This is a genomic window from Tatumella ptyseos ATCC 33301, from assembly GCF_000735525.1.
In the GTDB taxonomy this organism is placed as follows: domain Bacteria; phylum Pseudomonadota; class Gammaproteobacteria; order Enterobacterales; family Enterobacteriaceae; genus Tatumella; species Tatumella ptyseos.
Map to the genome: position 1 here is coordinate 98,659 of NZ_JMPR01000054.1, position 16,087 is coordinate 114,745.

The 16,087-nt window shown below is 52.2% G+C and carries 13 protein-coding genes and 1 pseudogene; 8 read left to right on the forward strand and 6 right to left on the reverse strand.

All coding sequences use genetic code 11. The features are described 5' to 3' along the window. Positions 1-68: 68 nt before the first annotated feature. Positions 69-428 (reverse strand): bifunctional dihydroneopterin aldolase/7,8-dihydroneopterin epimerase, encoded by a 360-nt coding sequence (gene folB / locus GTPT_RS16435; RefSeq protein ID WP_025903186.1) that lies wholly within the window; start codon positions 426-428, stop codon positions 69-71. Between the two features lie 106 nt (positions 429-534). Here folB and plsY point away from each other — a divergent pair, with 106 nt between their 5' ends. Next, the gene (gene plsY / locus GTPT_RS16440) at positions 535-1,146 is read left to right on the forward strand and encodes a glycerol-3-phosphate 1-O-acyltransferase PlsY (protein WP_025903185.1); all 612 of its coding nucleotides are present in this window, start codon (positions 535-537) and stop codon (positions 1,144-1,146) included. A gap of 50 nt (positions 1,147-1,196) precedes the next feature. On the opposite strand, the gene tsaD is transcribed toward plsY, so the two are convergent. Beyond that, the gene (gene tsaD, locus GTPT_RS16445) at positions 1,197-2,216 is read right to left on the reverse strand and encodes a tRNA (adenosine(37)-N6)-threonylcarbamoyltransferase complex transferase subunit TsaD (RefSeq protein WP_025903184.1); all 1,020 of its coding nucleotides are present in this window, start codon (positions 2,214-2,216) and stop codon (positions 1,197-1,199) included. A 278-nt stretch (positions 2,217-2,494) separates the two neighbouring features. On the opposite strand from tsaD, the gene rpsU reads away from it, so the two are divergent. The 4 genes from rpsU (at position 2,495) to GTPT_RS16470 (ending at position 7,693) form a co-directional block, all read left to right on the forward strand. Next, the gene (rpsU, locus tag GTPT_RS16450) at positions 2,495-2,710 is read left to right on the forward strand and encodes a 30S ribosomal protein S21 (RefSeq protein ID WP_001144069.1); all 216 of its coding nucleotides are present in this window, start codon (positions 2,495-2,497) and stop codon (positions 2,708-2,710) included. A gap of 116 nt (positions 2,711-2,826) precedes the next feature. After that, positions 2,827-4,572 carry a DNA primase gene (dnaG, locus tag GTPT_RS16455; protein WP_029990034.1) on the forward strand — a complete coding sequence of 582 codons (1,746 nt, stop codon included), beginning with the start codon at positions 2,827-2,829 and terminating at the stop codon, positions 4,570-4,572. A gap of 265 nt (positions 4,573-4,837) precedes the next feature. Beyond that, positions 4,838-6,676, forward strand: coding sequence for an RNA polymerase sigma factor RpoD (rpoD, locus tag GTPT_RS16460; protein ID WP_025903182.1), 1,839 nt, complete (start codon positions 4,838-4,840; stop codon positions 6,674-6,676). A 246-nt stretch (positions 6,677-6,922) separates the two neighbouring features. Continuing rightward, the gene (locus tag GTPT_RS16470) at positions 6,923-7,693 is read left to right on the forward strand and encodes a hypothetical protein (RefSeq protein ID WP_038011831.1); all 771 of its coding nucleotides are present in this window, start codon (positions 6,923-6,925) and stop codon (positions 7,691-7,693) included. 180 nt (positions 7,694-7,873) lie between these two features. On the opposite strand, the gene GTPT_RS16475 is transcribed toward GTPT_RS16470, so the two are convergent. The 3 genes from GTPT_RS16475 to GTPT_RS16485 all read right to left on the reverse strand — a co-directional run bounded on the left by GTPT_RS16475 (position 7,874) and on the right by GTPT_RS16485 (position 10,875). Next, a complete protein-coding gene (locus GTPT_RS16475; RefSeq protein ID WP_029990037.1) occupies positions 7,874-9,115 on the reverse strand; it encodes an LVIVD repeat-containing protein in 1,242 nt (413 codons plus the stop codon). 7 nt (positions 9,116-9,122) lie between these two features. Then, positions 9,123-10,187 (reverse strand): sugar ABC transporter substrate-binding protein, encoded by a 1,065-nt coding sequence (locus tag GTPT_RS16480; protein WP_025901696.1) that lies wholly within the window; start codon positions 10,185-10,187, stop codon positions 9,123-9,125. Positions 10,188-10,434: 247 nt separating this feature from the next. Continuing rightward, positions 10,435-10,875, reverse strand: coding sequence for a hypothetical protein (locus GTPT_RS16485; protein ID WP_029991414.1), 441 nt, complete (start codon positions 10,873-10,875; stop codon positions 10,435-10,437). Between the two features lie 252 nt (positions 10,876-11,127). On the opposite strand from GTPT_RS16485, the gene GTPT_RS16490 reads away from it, so the two are divergent. After that, the gene (locus GTPT_RS16490; RefSeq protein ID WP_244875089.1) at positions 11,128-12,885 is read left to right on the forward strand and encodes a tannase/feruloyl esterase family alpha/beta hydrolase; all 1,758 of its coding nucleotides are present in this window, start codon (positions 11,128-11,130) and stop codon (positions 12,883-12,885) included. Positions 12,886-12,932: 47 nt separating this feature from the next. Here GTPT_RS16490 and GTPT_RS16495 read toward each other — a convergent pair whose 3' ends face one another. Then, positions 12,933-13,598, reverse strand: coding sequence for a YecA/YgfB family protein (locus GTPT_RS16495; RefSeq protein WP_029991416.1), 666 nt, complete (start codon positions 13,596-13,598; stop codon positions 12,933-12,935). Positions 13,599-14,570: 972 nt separating this feature from the next. On the opposite strand from GTPT_RS16495, the pseudogene GTPT_RS18070 reads away from it, so the two are divergent. Both GTPT_RS18070 and GTPT_RS16500 read left to right on the forward strand, forming a co-directional pair. Next, positions 14,571-14,885 (forward strand): annotated as a pseudogene (locus GTPT_RS18070) (BapA/Bap/LapF family prefix-like domain-containing protein); the annotation flags it as partial. Positions 14,886-14,966: 81 nt separating this feature from the next. Beyond that, positions 14,967-16,087, forward strand: a 1,121-nt coding sequence (locus GTPT_RS16500) for an Ig-like domain-containing protein (protein ID WP_248700195.1), incomplete at its 3' end; no start/stop codon positions are given.

Genomic DNA, 16,087 nt, shown 5'->3' on the forward strand with positions numbered 1-16,087 from the left:
CGGACTTATGACATTGGTAATGTGGTTGGGTTTCATTAAGATGGCAATCACCGCAAGAGTATTACCTTTTATTTCGGAATATTACCCCGTTCAATACGGACACCGACCTGAGTCGCCTGCGCTACCGCACCAGGTTTACTCACTTTGATCCTTACCCCTTCCAGCCCGAAACGCTGCATCAGTAACCCGGCAATTTCTTCCGCCACCCGCTCTACCAGGGCAAAACGCTGTCCCTGCAAGTGGTGAAGCACCGCTTCAGAAACATCCGCATAGCTCAGGCAGTCGGCAACATCATCGCTGGCTGCGGCTTTACGGTTATCCCAGGCCATTTCAATATCCAGCAACAGTTTTTGCTGAATCGTCTGTTCCCAGTCGTAAGCACCAATGGTAGTGAATACCGTCAGTTGCTCAATAAAAACTATATCCATAGTGACACTCTCTGTATTTTTGCCGTGAACCGATACCACTTCCGACACTTTATGCGTATTATCCTCTGTCAGCGACCAGGATAACGGACAGGGTATAGAGGGTATTATGACAGTAATTGCCGCAGGAATGATCCTTTTTGCCTATCTTTGTGGCTCCGTTTCCGGAGCAATACTGCTGTGTAAAATATGCGGATACCCTGACCCCAGGACACAAGGTTCCGGTAATCCGGGTGCGACGAATATTCTGCGCTTCGGCGGCAAACTCGCTGCGGTCGCGGTATTGTTATTTGATGTTTTAAAAGGAATGTTACCGGTCTGGCTGGCCTATGCCCTGCACGTATCCCCGTTCTTTTTAGGTCTCACGGCCATCGCAGCCTGTCTGGGACACATCTATCCGTTATTTTTTCATTTTCGGGGCGGTAAAGGCGTTGCCACCGCGCTGGGTGCAATCGCACCTATTGGCTGGGATCTGACGGGGCTGATGATGGGGACATGGTTGCTGACCGTCCTGCTCAGCGGGTACTCGTCGCTGGGAGCGATTATCAGTGCGCTGATCGCACCTTTCTATGTGTGGTGGTTTAAACCGCAGTTCACCTTTCCGGTATCCATGCTGTCCTGTCTTATCCTGCTGCGCCACCATGATAATATTCAGCGCCTGTGGCGCGGCCTGGAACCCAGACTCTGGAAACGCAGAGGCAAACGCCGGAAGTCAGAATAACTCAGCCCTGACCTCCGGGCATACCCGCCCTCAGAACGGCTGACCGTTTTTTAATCGTTCAGCGGGGGCAGTTCTGATAATGGCCAGCGGGGACGGACCGTTATCCCCAAATCACTTTCGGTTCCGCCTTTAAAACGCACCATCCCGGCATAGGCGATCATGGCACCATTATCGGTACAGAAAGCCGGACGGGCATAGAATACCTCGCCCCCCAGCTGCTGCATCATCTCCGCCATACGTGTCCGTAAAGTACGATTGGCGCTGACTCCGCCGGCAATCACCAGCCGCCGGAAGCCGGTCTGCTGCAGCGCTCTTTTGCACTTAATCATCAGCGTATCAACCACGGCATCCTCAAAGGCTCTGGCAATGTCCGCACGCGTCTGTTCATCATCGTCATTGTTACGAATGGTATTCGCCGCGAAGGTTTTCAGCCCGGAAAAGCTGAAATCCAGTCCGGGGCGATCCGTCATCGGCCGCGGAAAGGTAAAACGACCGGCCACGCCCTGCATCGCCATTTTAGATAACAGCGGCCCGCCCGGATAATCCAGGCCCAGCAGCTTCGCCGTTTTATCAAACGCTTCACCGGCAGCATCATCAATGGACTCGCCCAGTAACTGATACTCACCGATGCCGGTCACACTGATAAGCTGGGTATGTCCCCCGGAAACCAGTAACGCAACGAACGGAAATTCCGGTGGGTTATCTTCCAGCATAGGAGCCAGCAGATGGCCTTCCATGTGATGAACCGGGATAGCCGGAACCTGCCAGGCAAACGCCAGCGAACGTCCGACCGTCGCCCCGACCATCAGAGCGCCGACCAGTCCGGGACCGGCGGTATAAGCGACCGCATCAATATCTTTCGGGGTCAGGCCTGCTTCTGCCAGGGCTGCCTGGATTAAGGGCACGGTTTTACGCACATGGTCCCGTGAGGCCAGTTCCGGCACAACACCGCCGTAATCCGCATGTAAACTTACCTGACTATACAACTGGTTAGCCAGCAGACCGGATTCATCGTCATAAATTGCAATTCCGGTTTCATCGCAAGACGTTTCTATACCCAAAACTCGCATCACACTCACCTCTGATTTCGCTGCAGGAGTGTACCACAGGTGGTAATTCAGACCTACGCTGCACGATTTCATTAAAAACATTTTTTACCGGCCAAAGAATAGGCTATACTTCGCGGTCTGAAAAAACCGGCAGCCGCAGCGCAGAGTGCTCGTTGGTTTGAAATTGTTCATGGTGCTTTACAAGTCAGCCTACGCTGGAGTAAAATACTGCACCATTTTGAAATAAGCTGGCGCTGCAGCCAGCTGCAAAAACCGAATTTTATCGAGGTGAGAGTTACATGCCGGTAATCAAAGTACGTGAAAACGAGCCTTTCGACGTTGCACTGCGTCGCTTCAAACGTTCATGCGAAAAAGCAGGCGTTCTGGCTGAAGTGCGTCGTCGTGAGTTTTATGAAAAACCAACGACTGAACGCAAACGCGCTAAAGCATCTGCTGTTAAGCGTCATGCCAAGAAACTGGCTCGCGAAAACGCACGCCGTACTCGTCTGTACTAATTTCTTAGGGAGTCCGCTCCCTTGCGTGTTATGCGCAGACTGAGTTAAGTGAAAGGCCGTGCTTTCCGAAAGGAAGCGCGGCTTGTTGCCGTTTATGAGCTAAAGATCCGGAGTCTATGGCTGGGAAAATACCGCGTATATTTATCAATGACTTGCTTGCGCGCACAGATATCGTGGATCTGATCGATGCCCGTGTAAAGTTAAAAAAGCAAGGCAAAAATTATCACGCCTGTTGCCCTTTCCATAACGAAAAAACACCGTCCTTTACCGTTAACGGCGACAAACAGTTTTACCACTGTTTTGGCTGTGGTGCCCATGGTAATGCTATCGACTTTCTGATGAATTTCGACCGTCTGGAATTCGTGGAAACCATCGAAGAACTCGCCACCATGAACGGACTGGAAGTCCCTTATGAAAGTGGCAGCGGCGATAGCCCCCTGGAACGCCATCAGCGTCAGAGTCTTTATCAACTGATGGATGGCCTGAACAGCTTCTATCAGACATCGCTCACCGGACAACAGGCCGAACCCGCACGCCAGTATATTCAAAGCCGGGGGTTAAGCCAGCAGGTCATCGACCATTTTTCAATAGGTTATGCTCCGCCGGGCTGGGACAATGCCCTGAAGCGTTTCGGAAAACAGCAGGAGGATAAACACTCCCTGACTGAGGCCGGAATGCTCATCACCAATGATAATGGCCGGAGTTACGACCGTTTCCGTGACAGGATCATGTTCCCTATCCGCGACAAACGCGGCAGAGTCATTGGTTTCGGGGGACGGGTGCTGGGGAATGATACCCCTAAATACCTGAACTCACCTGAAACACCGATTTTCCATAAAGGACGCCAGTTATACGGCCTTTATGAAGTCACCCGTCAGCATCCGCAGCCAGAAAAGCTGCTGGTCGTTGAAGGGTATATGGATGTGGTTGCGCTGGCACAGTTTGGCATCGATTATGCCGTTGCCTCGTTAGGTACCTCAACCACCAGCGAACATATCCAGTTATTATTCAGAAATACCGATACCGTGATCTGTTGCTACGACGGAGACCGGGCGGGCCGGGATGCAGCATGGCGGGCCTTAGAAACCGCCCTGCCCTATATGACCGACGGACGGGAGCTGCGCTTTATGTTCCTGCCGGACGGGGAAGACCCGGATACGCTGGTACGTAAAGAAGGTAAACAGGCCTTTGAGCAGCGTATGGTTCAGGCCGTGCCGTTGTCAGACTTTTTATTTGAAAGTTTACTGCCGCAGACCAATTTAAGCAGCCGTGAAGGGAAAGCGAGACTGAGCACACTGGCACTGCCGCTGATTAGTCAAATCCCTGGCGAAACCTTGCGAATTTATCTGCGTCAGGTACTAGGGAATAAACTGGGTATTCTGGATGACCGGCAGCTGGAGAAGCTGTTACCGGCACAGGCTGAGAATAAAGCCGCCCCTGCGGGCCCGGTGATGAAAAAGACGACCATGCGGGTACTGGTTGCCCTGCTATTGCAGCATCCTGAACTTGCCGCGCAGGTACCCTCACTTGACGGATTGATGGAGACAGGCATTGCCGGCCTCCCCCTGTTCGCTGAACTGGTACAACGTTGCAATGAGCAACCGGGTATGACAACCGCTCAGTTGCTGGAAAGCTATCGCGATACAAAAACCGGCCAGTCCCTTGAAACTCTGGCTATCTGGAACCACATGATAGTGGATGAAGAAGTTGAAGCCGTCTTCAGCGATTCACTGGCAAGTCTCTATGACTCGGCACTGGAACAACGCCTTGAGCAGTTAATTGCCTATGATCGTACCCGCGGACTGAACAGTGAAGAACGGCGGGAACTACAGTCGCTGCTGACCGCATTAGCGAAAAAATAGTCATTAGCACATTCGCTGCACGCGGGTGTGCGATTACGAATGTAAATACTGATGAAAAAATCATCAGAGACCACAGACTCTGCCAGGTTCTTCTATACTGAAACCTGAAAGATGACAAAAAGATTACTCGCGGCTTAATTGCCGATTACTGAGGGCAGATGCCCATTGCTGCGATGAAGGCCGCAGCTATTGAACGCCTTTACTGTTATTGCCGGTTAGCCCCGGCCAACACCAATCTCATTAACAGAAGTGTGGATACCGTCTTATGGAGCAAAACCCGCAGTCACAGCTGAAGCTACTTGTCACCCGTGGTAAGGAGCAAGGCTATCTGACCTATGCTGAGGTCAATGACCATCTGCCGGAAGATATTGTCGACTCCGATCAGATTGAAGACATCATTCAGATGATCAACGACATGGGCATCCAGGTGGTGGAAGAAGCCCCGGATGCTGATGATCTGATGCTGAATGAAAACAGTTCGGATACTGATGAAGATGCAGCAGAAGCCGCTGCGCAGGTATTATCCAGCGTAGAATCCGAAATTGGCCGGACGACAGACCCGGTCCGCATGTATATGCGCGAGATGGGGACAGTAGAACTGCTGACCCGTGAAGGCGAAATCGACATTGCTAAGCGCATTGAAGATGGTATTAACCAGGTTCAGTGCTCCGTCGCAGAATATCCGGAAGCAATCACCTACCTGCTTGAGCAGTACGACAAAGTTGAAGCCGGTGAAACCCGTCTTTCCGATATCATTACCGGGTTTGTCGATCCGAATGCTGAAGAAGATCTGGCACCGACAGCAACACACGTCGGGTCTGAACTTTCAGAAGAAGATCGTGACGATGATGAAGACGAAGAAGACGACGACGACAATTCAGATGACGATAACTCTATCGATCCTGAACTGGCGCGCGAGAAATTTACTGAATTACGTGCTCAGTATGAAGTCACCCGTAACGTCATCAAAAGCAAAAGCCGCAGCCATGCTGACGCTATTGTCGAAATCCAGAACCTGTCAGAGGTCTTTAAGCAGTTCCGCTTAGTGCCTAAACAGTTTGATTATCTGGTCAACAATATGCGCGAAATGATGGATCGTGTCCGTGGTCAGGAACGCGCCATCATGCGACTGTGTGTTGAAATCTGCAAGATGCCGAAGAAGAACTTCATCACGTTATTCACCGGTAACGAGACGAACGATACCTGGTTCAAAGCGGCTCTGGCCCTGAAGAAACCATGGTCCGAAAAACTGCAGGAAGTTCAGGAAGATGTTTCCCGTGGCCTGCAGAAACTGGCACAGATTGAAGAAGAGACCGGCCTGACGATTGAGCAGGTAAAAGACATTAACCGTCGTATGTCCATCGGTGAAGCGAAAGCCCGCCGTGCGAAAAAAGAGATGGTTGAAGCGAACCTGCGTCTGGTGATCTCCATTGCTAAGAAATACACCAACCGTGGTCTGCAGTTCCTGGATCTGATTCAGGAAGGTAACATCGGTCTGATGAAAGCCGTTGATAAGTTTGAATACCGTCGCGGTTATAAATTCTCTACCTATGCAACCTGGTGGATCCGTCAGGCAATCACCCGTTCGATTGCAGACCAGGCAAGGACTATCCGTATTCCGGTGCACATGATTGAAACCATCAACAAACTGAACCGTATTTCGCGTCAGATGTTGCAGGAAATGGGTCGTGAGCCTTCTCCGGAAGAACTGGCTGAGCGTATGCTGATGCCGGAAGATAAGATCCGTAAGGTATTAAAAATCGCTAAAGAGCCGATTTCGATGGAAACACCGATCGGGGATGATGAAGATTCACATCTGGGCGACTTTATCGAAGATACCACGCTGGAACTGCCACTGGACTCTGCAACCTCTGAGAGCCTGCGTTCAGCAACCCATGATGTTCTGGCCGGACTGACTGCCCGTGAAGCAAAAGTTCTGCGTATGCGTTTCGGTATTGATATGAACACTGACCATACCCTGGAAGAAGTGGGTAAACAGTTTGATGTTACCCGTGAACGTATCCGTCAGATCGAAGCGAAAGCACTGCGTAAACTGCGTCACCCAAGCCGCTCAGAAGTTCTGCGCAGCTTCCTGGATGACTAAGCCGTCGCCGTACTGATGTCTCAGAAAGCCTCACCTGACGGGTGAGGTTTTTTTTTATCTGTACCCGGATACCGGTCTCCACAGCGGAGCCTATGCATGACCCGTTCCACAGGGTGAGTTTATTCCCCCTGCCGGGTGCCCGGTTAATGCTGTTTTATGATTGCCATACCGGCCAGTCAGAATTAACCCTGACCTCCACGGGCGGGGAGCCGGAATATCTCGTGAAATTTGTTCAGGATAATGCTCATGATGTTCAGCCAGTTCCGTCAGGCCATTAAAGACTTTACCCCCTCTGTCCGCCGACAGCTCCCTCAGGAATTTTTACTGGGTCAGGAAGGCGCTCTGGCTGAATACTACATCCCGTTTGACTACCTGAATCCGGCTGCCCGCATCGTGCTGGTCGGGATCACCCCGGGTTACCAGCAATGGCGGGATGCGGTCACTGCGGCACAGCAGGCTTTGCTGGCGGGCAGCAGTGATGAGCAGGCGTTATTACTCGCAAAACAGCAGGGTGCGTTCAGCGGTGCTATCCGCAATAATCTGATCCAGCTACTGGATGCTGTCGGGCTGGCTGACTGGCTGGCCCTCCCTTCCTGCAGAGCATTATTCGGGGACCATCTGTCACTGGTGCATTTTACCTCGCTGTTTAATCAGCCAGTGTTTGTGAACGGCAAAAATTATAACAATACCCCGTCTTTCCGCCAGTCAGCACTGCTGAGACACAGCATTGAACGCGGGTTCGCGGCAGAAGCTGCGCAACTTCCGCAGGCGGTCTTTGTCCCGCTGGGGCCGGTGGCAACACAAGGTGTGGCGCTACTGGTTCAGCAACAGCGGATCGATCCGGCGCGGGTACTGGCGGGATTACCACACCCTTCCGGTGCGAACAGTGAAAGGATCCATTACTTCCTGGGTAAAAAATCCCGGGCAGAGTTATCCCGGCAAACCAACCCGCAACTGCTGGATAACGCCAGAGAAACGCTGATCCGCCAGGTCACGGCACTACCGGCTATCTGCTAAAGGGAAGGCCGCCTGCACCTCCGGTTGCGACGGGCGATCATATCCCCCTGGCACCCGTACGCCTCCGGACGGTAATTGCTGAGGATGATAATCCGCCGACTGACTCCGGGTCAGTCCGGTCCCCGGCGGGAGGAAAACGGCAACAGGATCCGGGCCGGTCTGAACGACCGGCCTGAGCCATCAGCCCAGATATTCGATAACCGACAAGCCGCCGTTGTAGTCCGTACTGTAAATGATCCCCTGTGCATCCACGAAGACATCACAGGACTGGATCACCTGCGGACGTCCGGGCCGGGTATCCATCATTTTTTCGGGGGCCGCCGGCACCAGCGCACCCGTTTCTACCGGCCGGTAAGGATTGCTGATGTCATACGCACGTACCCCGGCATTCTGATAGGTCGCAAAGATCAGCGTGGAACTGATAAAGCTGCCTGGCCGGTTTTCATGCAGGTTATGTGGCCCGAAATGCGCTCCTTTGGCAATATAATCGGCTTCGTCCGGCGGCGGAAAGGTCGAAATACTGACCGGGTTCGCCGGGTCACGAATATCAAACAGCCAGATCAATTTCTCTCCATCCTGCTGCTGATCGAGCACCGCTTCGTCCAGAACGACCAGTAAATCCCGGTCCGGTAAAGGCAGCGCCGTATGCGTACCGCCACCAAAAGGCGGGCTCCAGTTGCGATGACTGATCAGTTCCGGGGCGGTGCGATCTTTGATGTTCAGTAACGTCAGTCCCCCGTCACGCCAGCTCCCATAGGCCGTATCTCCGCTGATGATCGCGTGATGCAGGGCATAACGTTTACCTTCCGGCCAGTCAGGCACTTCACCGGCTTGCTGATTCATGCCGGGCAGCCACCATTTACCGGCGACCGTCGGATGGCGCGGATCCGCTAAATCAATGGTCAGGAAGATATAATCGCTAAAACCGTCCAGCAACGCCGAGACATAGGCCCAGCGTCCCCCCACATACCAGATGCGGTGGATACCAATGCCTCCGAGTGACAGAAAACTTATCTCACGCGGACTCTGCGGCACCGAGATATCAAAAATACGCAGACCGGCACTCCAGCCTTTATCCTGCACATCACTGACCGTCTCACCGACCTGTCGGGTGTAATAGACTTTCTCATCGGCAAAACGCGTATCCGCAAACAGGTCACGGGCATTGATCACCAGTAACAGATCGTCATGGGCCTGCAGGTGTATGTTCCAGGTTCCGGGCGGTGCGGCAATATAATTCACCGTTTTCGGTCGGGAGGGATCCCGCACATCCACCACCGAAAACCCGGAGGAGACCATATGACCGATATAGGCAAACCCGCGATGAACCATAAGCTGGACGCCGTCCGGCCGCCCCCCCTGATCACTGTGCCCGATAAGCCGCATATTGCGGCTGTATTCCGGTGGTGGTAGCGCGCTCATCGCTGTCTTATTTCGCTTTTGCTTCGAGGGTGGCAAACCATGGTGCGACGAAATCCTGCGTCGTTCCCCAGCCCGGAATAATTTTTGGCAGGCTGGCCATGTTGACATCACCGCTCTGCTGTTTCAGCAGTGCCTGCGAGACTGAAGCTGCTTTAAATTCATAGGTCGCTGGCGTTTTTTCGCCGGCAATTTTCAGCGCGACCAGGCGGACGTTAGTGGCACCGATCAACTGCGGATCGACGGCCGCCGTCATCTGCCACGGGCTATTTTTGCTGTGCATCATCTGCAGATCCTGGTTGGAGATATCAATGCTGTAAAGCTTGATCTCTGTCCGGCCATTTTCCTGTAAGGCTTTATAAGCACCCTGGCTGAACGCATCCCATGATCCCCAGATAGCATCGATTTTTCCTTTCGGATATTTCGCCAGGATGGCACCGACTTTGTTCGCGGTATCGCCCTGAACATCACTGGATACTGCCCCCAGAGACTCCAGCTGTTTAATGCCCGGGTTCTGCTTCAGTAACTTCTGATACTCTTTTTCACGACGATCCATCGGCGGGAAACCGGCGACCCATAGCTTGACGATATTCGCTTTACCGTGGAAATCTTTCACCAGCTGTCCGAAAGACATATCCGTCAGGGAAGCATCATCCTGACGGGTTACTGTCACGCCCGGAATATTGTCAGGCACCGCCGTATCAAAGACAGAGACTGCGATCCCTGCCTGAGTGATGCGTTTCACCAGATCTTCTGAGTAAGGTGCACGGCCCTGTGACAGGATAATCCCGTCATATTTTTGGGTGATCGCCTGGTTCACGAAGTCCTGGAAACGCGCATCATCCCCGTTACTCAGGAAGGTATTGACCTTAAAGCCCAGTTTTCTCGCCTGTTTGATAGCCCCGGCGACAAACTGGGTGGTGTTATCATCTGACCCCAGGTTACGGATAACCGCAATACGGATTGGACCGTGGTGGCTGGCAATGGCCGCAGGCACCGGAGTCATAGTGTCGGCAAAAACGGGAGCGGTGCTGAACAGGCTTAATGCCAGTAATGAGAATGCAATTTTTTTCATGTTCTGTCCTGTATACCCGCCTGTGATCAGGCTGATTATTGTAATAGTGCTGCCGCCCGGAATGTCGCACCTGCGGCTCAGTGTCTGCGGTTTACCGGTGCCGACCGGTGTTTTTCCCTGATCCCTGCCGGATAATATTATGCGTCTGCACGTATATCCGTCTGGATGTCCAGACGTCATATTACATAATCCCCTGACCGCTGGCTACCCTCTGTTCAGGAGGATATTAAAAATATTTCAGATATTTTCAGGGCTGGTAGTAAAGGTGAGCTATCTGCAGATGATGGATCATTTCGCGGATGAATACGAAGTAACAGAACGTCCCCGTTTGCAGGCCGGTCAGCGCCAGAGGGGCATAAGAAAGTTGTTCAGACAAACGATTAAAGGCCACCTCAACGCCCGCGGGCGTAATGGTTGTTTCGCCCGCCAGAAAGTCCCCGCACACCCTGCCCAATAACGGGTCATGGCATATCGCAATGCCGCCCGGAGAAACAATTCTGCCTTCGGATTCCAGCACTTCTTCAATCCGGTAAATAAGCGTTTCGGTCGCAAGTGCATCTGCCTGTCCGGTGTTGAATAACCCGGCCGCGGTAGTCTGGTAGCCGCCCTCTAGCCTGGCCTTGAGATGTTGCTGCCGGTCATAAAATTCCACGGCTGCAGGTAACACAGAGAAAATAAACTCGCTCATCAGGACTCCTTTATTCGGCCGAAGGCCGCATCATCCGCCGGAACGTGACAGAAGTGCGGCGTTTTAACACTTCTTTTACGCTTCAGTGAATATACATTTCTGCCGTCCGGTTGCTAAGCTTATTCAGCAGCAATGCGGCTAATGCGTTGCTGCGGATCCTCCGTCCTGAAGCACCCGCAGTTTCCCAGGCATATGTCTGTCGGGACGGATACCCGCTTGCCAATAACGGATACTCAGGTAATGAAATCTTTGATGATCGTTTGCAGACTGCTGGCTGTCGGCCTGCTGTTCTCTCTCTTCAGCCCGCTGACGAAAGCGGCCACATTACCGGTGGTCAAACCGGTGATTGACTGTAGCGCGCTGGCGCAGCAGAATTTTTCTGCACAAACCGGTGCGGCGGTGACAATCCTGTCTGCCCGCAATGAAAACAGTGAAAAAGGGACGTACTGTAAAGTTTCTGCCCGCATCGCGCCGGATATCGGCGTGCAGGTTGCGCTTCCGACAGAACACTGGACCCAGCGCTTTCTGCAGGTAGGTTGTGGCGGATTATGCGGCACGATCAATCTCAGGCTCTCGAATACCGGCGGTTGCATTCCTGCGATGAATGGTGAGTTTGTGGTTGCCGCTACCGATATGGGCCACAGCGGCAGTATGATGGATGCCACCTGGGCTGAAGATCCGCAAAAGCGGATTGATTTTGCCTGGCGAGCCAATCACCTGACTGCGCTGCTCTCCAAAGCACTGATCTCTGCGCTCTATCATCAGCCACAGAAATATGCCTACTTTATGGGATGCTCTGACGGTGGCCGCGAGGCCCTGATGGAAGCCCAGCGTTTTCCGAAAGACTTCGACGGGATCAGTGCCGGCGCACCGGCAGCCTTCTTCTCTTTCCAGAACTCCTTCTTCCATGGCTGGAGTGTGGTGGCCAACGAACGTAAAGACGGCTCTGCCATCCTGTTAGCGGATCGCCTGCCATTGATCCACAAAACGGCGCTTGCCCACTGCCCGACCTTATCCGGTGTCAATGACGGCATTCTGCAGAACCCGTATGCCTGCCCTTTCTCACCTTCCTGGTTCAAAATATGTAAGCCCGGTGACAAAGATCACTCAGCCTGCCTGACCCGCGAAGAATTGGGCGTCGTCAGTCGCTACTATGAAGGGGCAAATGATGGTCAGGGTCATCAGTTTGTGCCGGGCGGCTTCCCTGTCGGTTCGGAACTCCGCTGGCCTGTACCTGCCACCCGCAACGGCACATCTCCGGCCGAATCGATGGTGTTACCGGCACTGCAATCTGTATTGCTGGCCCCGGGTAAAAACACTATCCGCTCTATGCGTGATTTCCCGCTCAACCTGGCGAATTTTGAAAAAGTCGCCCGTTATGCCCCGCTGTATAACGCAGCGAATACCAATCTGGCACCTTTCCGTGCGCAGGGCGGTAAACTGATTATGTGGCACGGGCTGGCTGATGACTCAGTAAGCCCGGCCTTCTCGCTGGCCTATTATCAGGGCGTGGTCAAAACGCTCGGTCAGAAGGAGACGGATACGTTCATGAAGCTGTTCCTGTTACCGGGCGTGGCACACTGCGGACGGGGTGAAGGTTACGATCAGGTCGACTTACTGACACCGCTAATGGCCTGGACAGAAGACGGTAAAGCACCTCAGGCACTGATCACTGGTAAAACACTGAATGCCGGGGCAGAGATGCCGCCCGGCCCTCCGCCATCGCCAGCCAGTGCGGCTCAGACGGCGTTCCATGGGGTTCAGCGTCCCGGCAAGCCTTATGCCAGCGCGATGCCGGCACTGAAAGCTACCCGTCCGGTGTACCCTTACCCTTACATTGCGGTCTACAAAGGGGAAGGCGATAAAAACCTGGCCTCTTCCTGGAAACCGGTAAAATCAGAGGCGTTTGCTGCCTTTCACGTCAATGCCCCGGCCGCTGACTTTATCGGCCCGGACAATCAGAAAGACTACAAAGCCGTGGGTGATCAGCTACAGGTGATTAGCCACTAATACCCTCCGGTGATGTTACGGGGTTCTCCCCGTGAGATCACCGGTGATTAGTGCAGGCAACACTGTTTGAATTTTTTCCCGCTGCCACAAGGGCAAGGGTCATTACGTCCGGCTTTGACCTCTGCGATAAACGGCTGACTGACCACTTCGTCACAGCGATGCTCCAGCCAGTAGCTGTGCAGTGCCAGTGCTGCCGGTAAAATCGCGTCGATACTTTCTTCGTAAGCTTCCGGGCTTAAGGTTTCCAGCAGCGGGAATTTTTCTTCCTGTCCGTGTAACGCAATGGCATCCAGCGCAGGTTGTAATGCCGCCGGTAATTCCGGCCAGCCCCCGAGTGCCACTCCGCGCAGATAGCCGAAACACCATTCCTCAACGATGGTGAACTCCTGACCTTCTGTTTCACGGGCGCCAAACAGCGGTTCAAACTGTTCAGGGTAGTCCGATAAACGCTGGTCGATATCGTCCAGATGCTGGAAAGTGAGGTTCATAAACCGTTCCATTTCGCGTTCAGAACTCCAGCGCGGCACCTTACCTGCTCCGCCCCACACTTCTACCAGCCATCTTTCCGGCTCAACCATGACCGGCCCTGACAGAATGGCCGTAAGGAAACCATCCAGCCCGGAAACATCCAGCACTGAATCGTCATCCCCGTACTTCATAAAAATATCATCCAGCCATTCCAGCTCTTTCTCAGTCAGTGGACCCTGCGCCATCTTCTGCTCCTATGCCCTGCCTGTAAAATGTCGTGTGCTTGTAGGCTACTGACAATAACATTCTGAACGTCTTATGATATAAAACGTTCCCTCTTAAATACATGATCGTGCTAATTTCCAACTTATTATACATCATCTTCTGGCTCGGGGAGGATAATATAGAGAGTCATATTACCAACCGATAAGTATTATAACCCCCTATTCGTTCCATGTTACTCCACGCACTGATACCAAATGAGCTCTGTTGTATTCTTAGCAAGATAATAATCATGATTACTATTCCAACAGAAAAATAACCACACAGGAATAAAGGTTAAATAAACGACCTGGCAGATTATAGTGTTTCTAAAATCCCCTTCACTCTCTTTCGAAATATTCAACTGTAATGTAATGATGAGAGTTAATTTATCATGATTTATTAAGGTAGCTTCCGAGTAAAAGCGTGATATCCAAGGCCTGCCTGCTTGTAAAACGACGCCAAAAAATCAGCGACTCTATAACAGACTAATGTAGCAATATGAAAAAAACCCTCCAAAATATAGGGTTTAAGTTTAAATTTCCTTATCTTGTAAGAAGCGTGATAATCAAAAATACCATTAATAATTATTAATGAAAAAACACATAATATACATTTTGAAACAAACAGGCTCTCAATGTAATACTATGTTTTATAAGGATAAAAATATGCAATTGCGATTTATTCATCCATTTAATAAAAACAACCTTGCTTCCAAAAATAGTTAAATATAAGTTAATCTTTACAATCTTGTACTATTAAAAGCAAACTACTGACCTGGTTAACAGATGGAAAATATCTGGGAACTGATATATTCCATCTGTTGGTTAATTTTTGCCCAATACCAAGTTCAGACCATCGAAATCAAAACCTGTGTTCATGTGACCAAAATATGATCCTACTGATGCTGGTTAATATCCACCTCAATAAATATTTTTAAAGGTAATTATGATCCTATGGAAAATGTCTCCGTTACGATAAAAGATACCGGCCAGAAACTTACGCTGAATACATCAAATGTGAATATTTCAGGCCCTAGCACAATTCTCCTTCATTTGAACCGTGAACAGATTTCCTCTTTTAGCAGAGATGGAAATGATCTGGTCATCGTTACCACATCAGGAGATCATCTAAAACTGAAAAACTTTTTCCTTTCATACAGTAACGGGCAGCATAGTGATTTAGTTATTGAGGATCATCATGGAAACTTATGGTGGTTAAATGATAATGATAATAATTTCCACCTATCATCAATTACAAGTTTAGATTCAATATCTTCGGCAAATAATGCTGCAACCGGAAGTTTTGAAAAAATAGCCACCGTAGGTGCTGCATTACTGGGTGTAGGCGCTATGCTTTTAGGTGCCAATCATCATGACAATATAACTTCTTCGGATAATTCATCTCCCTCTGAGGAAGACAATCCCCCCGCAGGTCATATAGAAATTAGCAATAGTTCTGGTAACTCTCTAATCGGCAAGACTACTAATGACACCACCCCGATTATCAAAGGGACCGCGGCAGCCGGCGACACCGTCACTATCCTCGACAACGGTAAAGTCATCGGCACAGTCACTGCCGGCAGCGACGGCAGCTGGAGCAGTACCCTGCCGGCCCTGGCCGACGGCAGTCACAGCATCACCACCACCGTTACCGATGCCGCCGGCAATACCAGCCAGCCTTCGGCCGCCATTCCTGTCACGGTCGATACCACGGCGCCGGCAGCAGCCGGTGATGTCGAACTAACCGATACCGCCGGGGATAACCTGAGCGGGAAAGCCAGTAACGATGCCACCCCTGTTCTCAAAGGCACCGCGGCAGCCGGCGACACCGTTACCATTCTGGACAACGGTAAAGTCATCGGCACAGTCACGGCAGGCAGCGACGGCAGCTGGAGCAGCACCCTGCCGGCCCTGGCCGACGGCAGCCACAGTATCACCACCACCGTCACCGATACCGCCGGCAATACCAGTCAGTCTTCGGCGGCTATTCCTGTCACGATCGAAACCACGGCGCCGGCTGCAGCAGGCGATATCAGCCTGACCGATTCCGCCGGGGACGAACGGGGCGGGAAAACGGCCAACGATACCACGTCGATCCTGAAGGGCACCGCGGCAGCCGGCGACACCGTCACCATTCTGGACAACGGTAAAGCCATCGGCACCGCCACCGCGGGCAGTGACGGCAGCTGGAGCAGTACCTTGCATGCTCTGACCGACGGCAGCCACAGTATCACCACCACGGTCACCGATGCGGCCGGTAATACCAGCCAGCCTTCAGCCGCCATCACTGTCACCGTCGGCCCTGCTACCCCGGCCCCGGCAGGAGATATCAGCCTCACCGATTCCGCCGGAGACAATCTGAGCGGGAAGACCAGTAACGATGCCACCCCGATCCTCAAAGGAACCGCGGCAGCCGGTGATACCGTCACCATTCTCGACAACGGTAAAACCATCGGTACCGCTACCGCGGG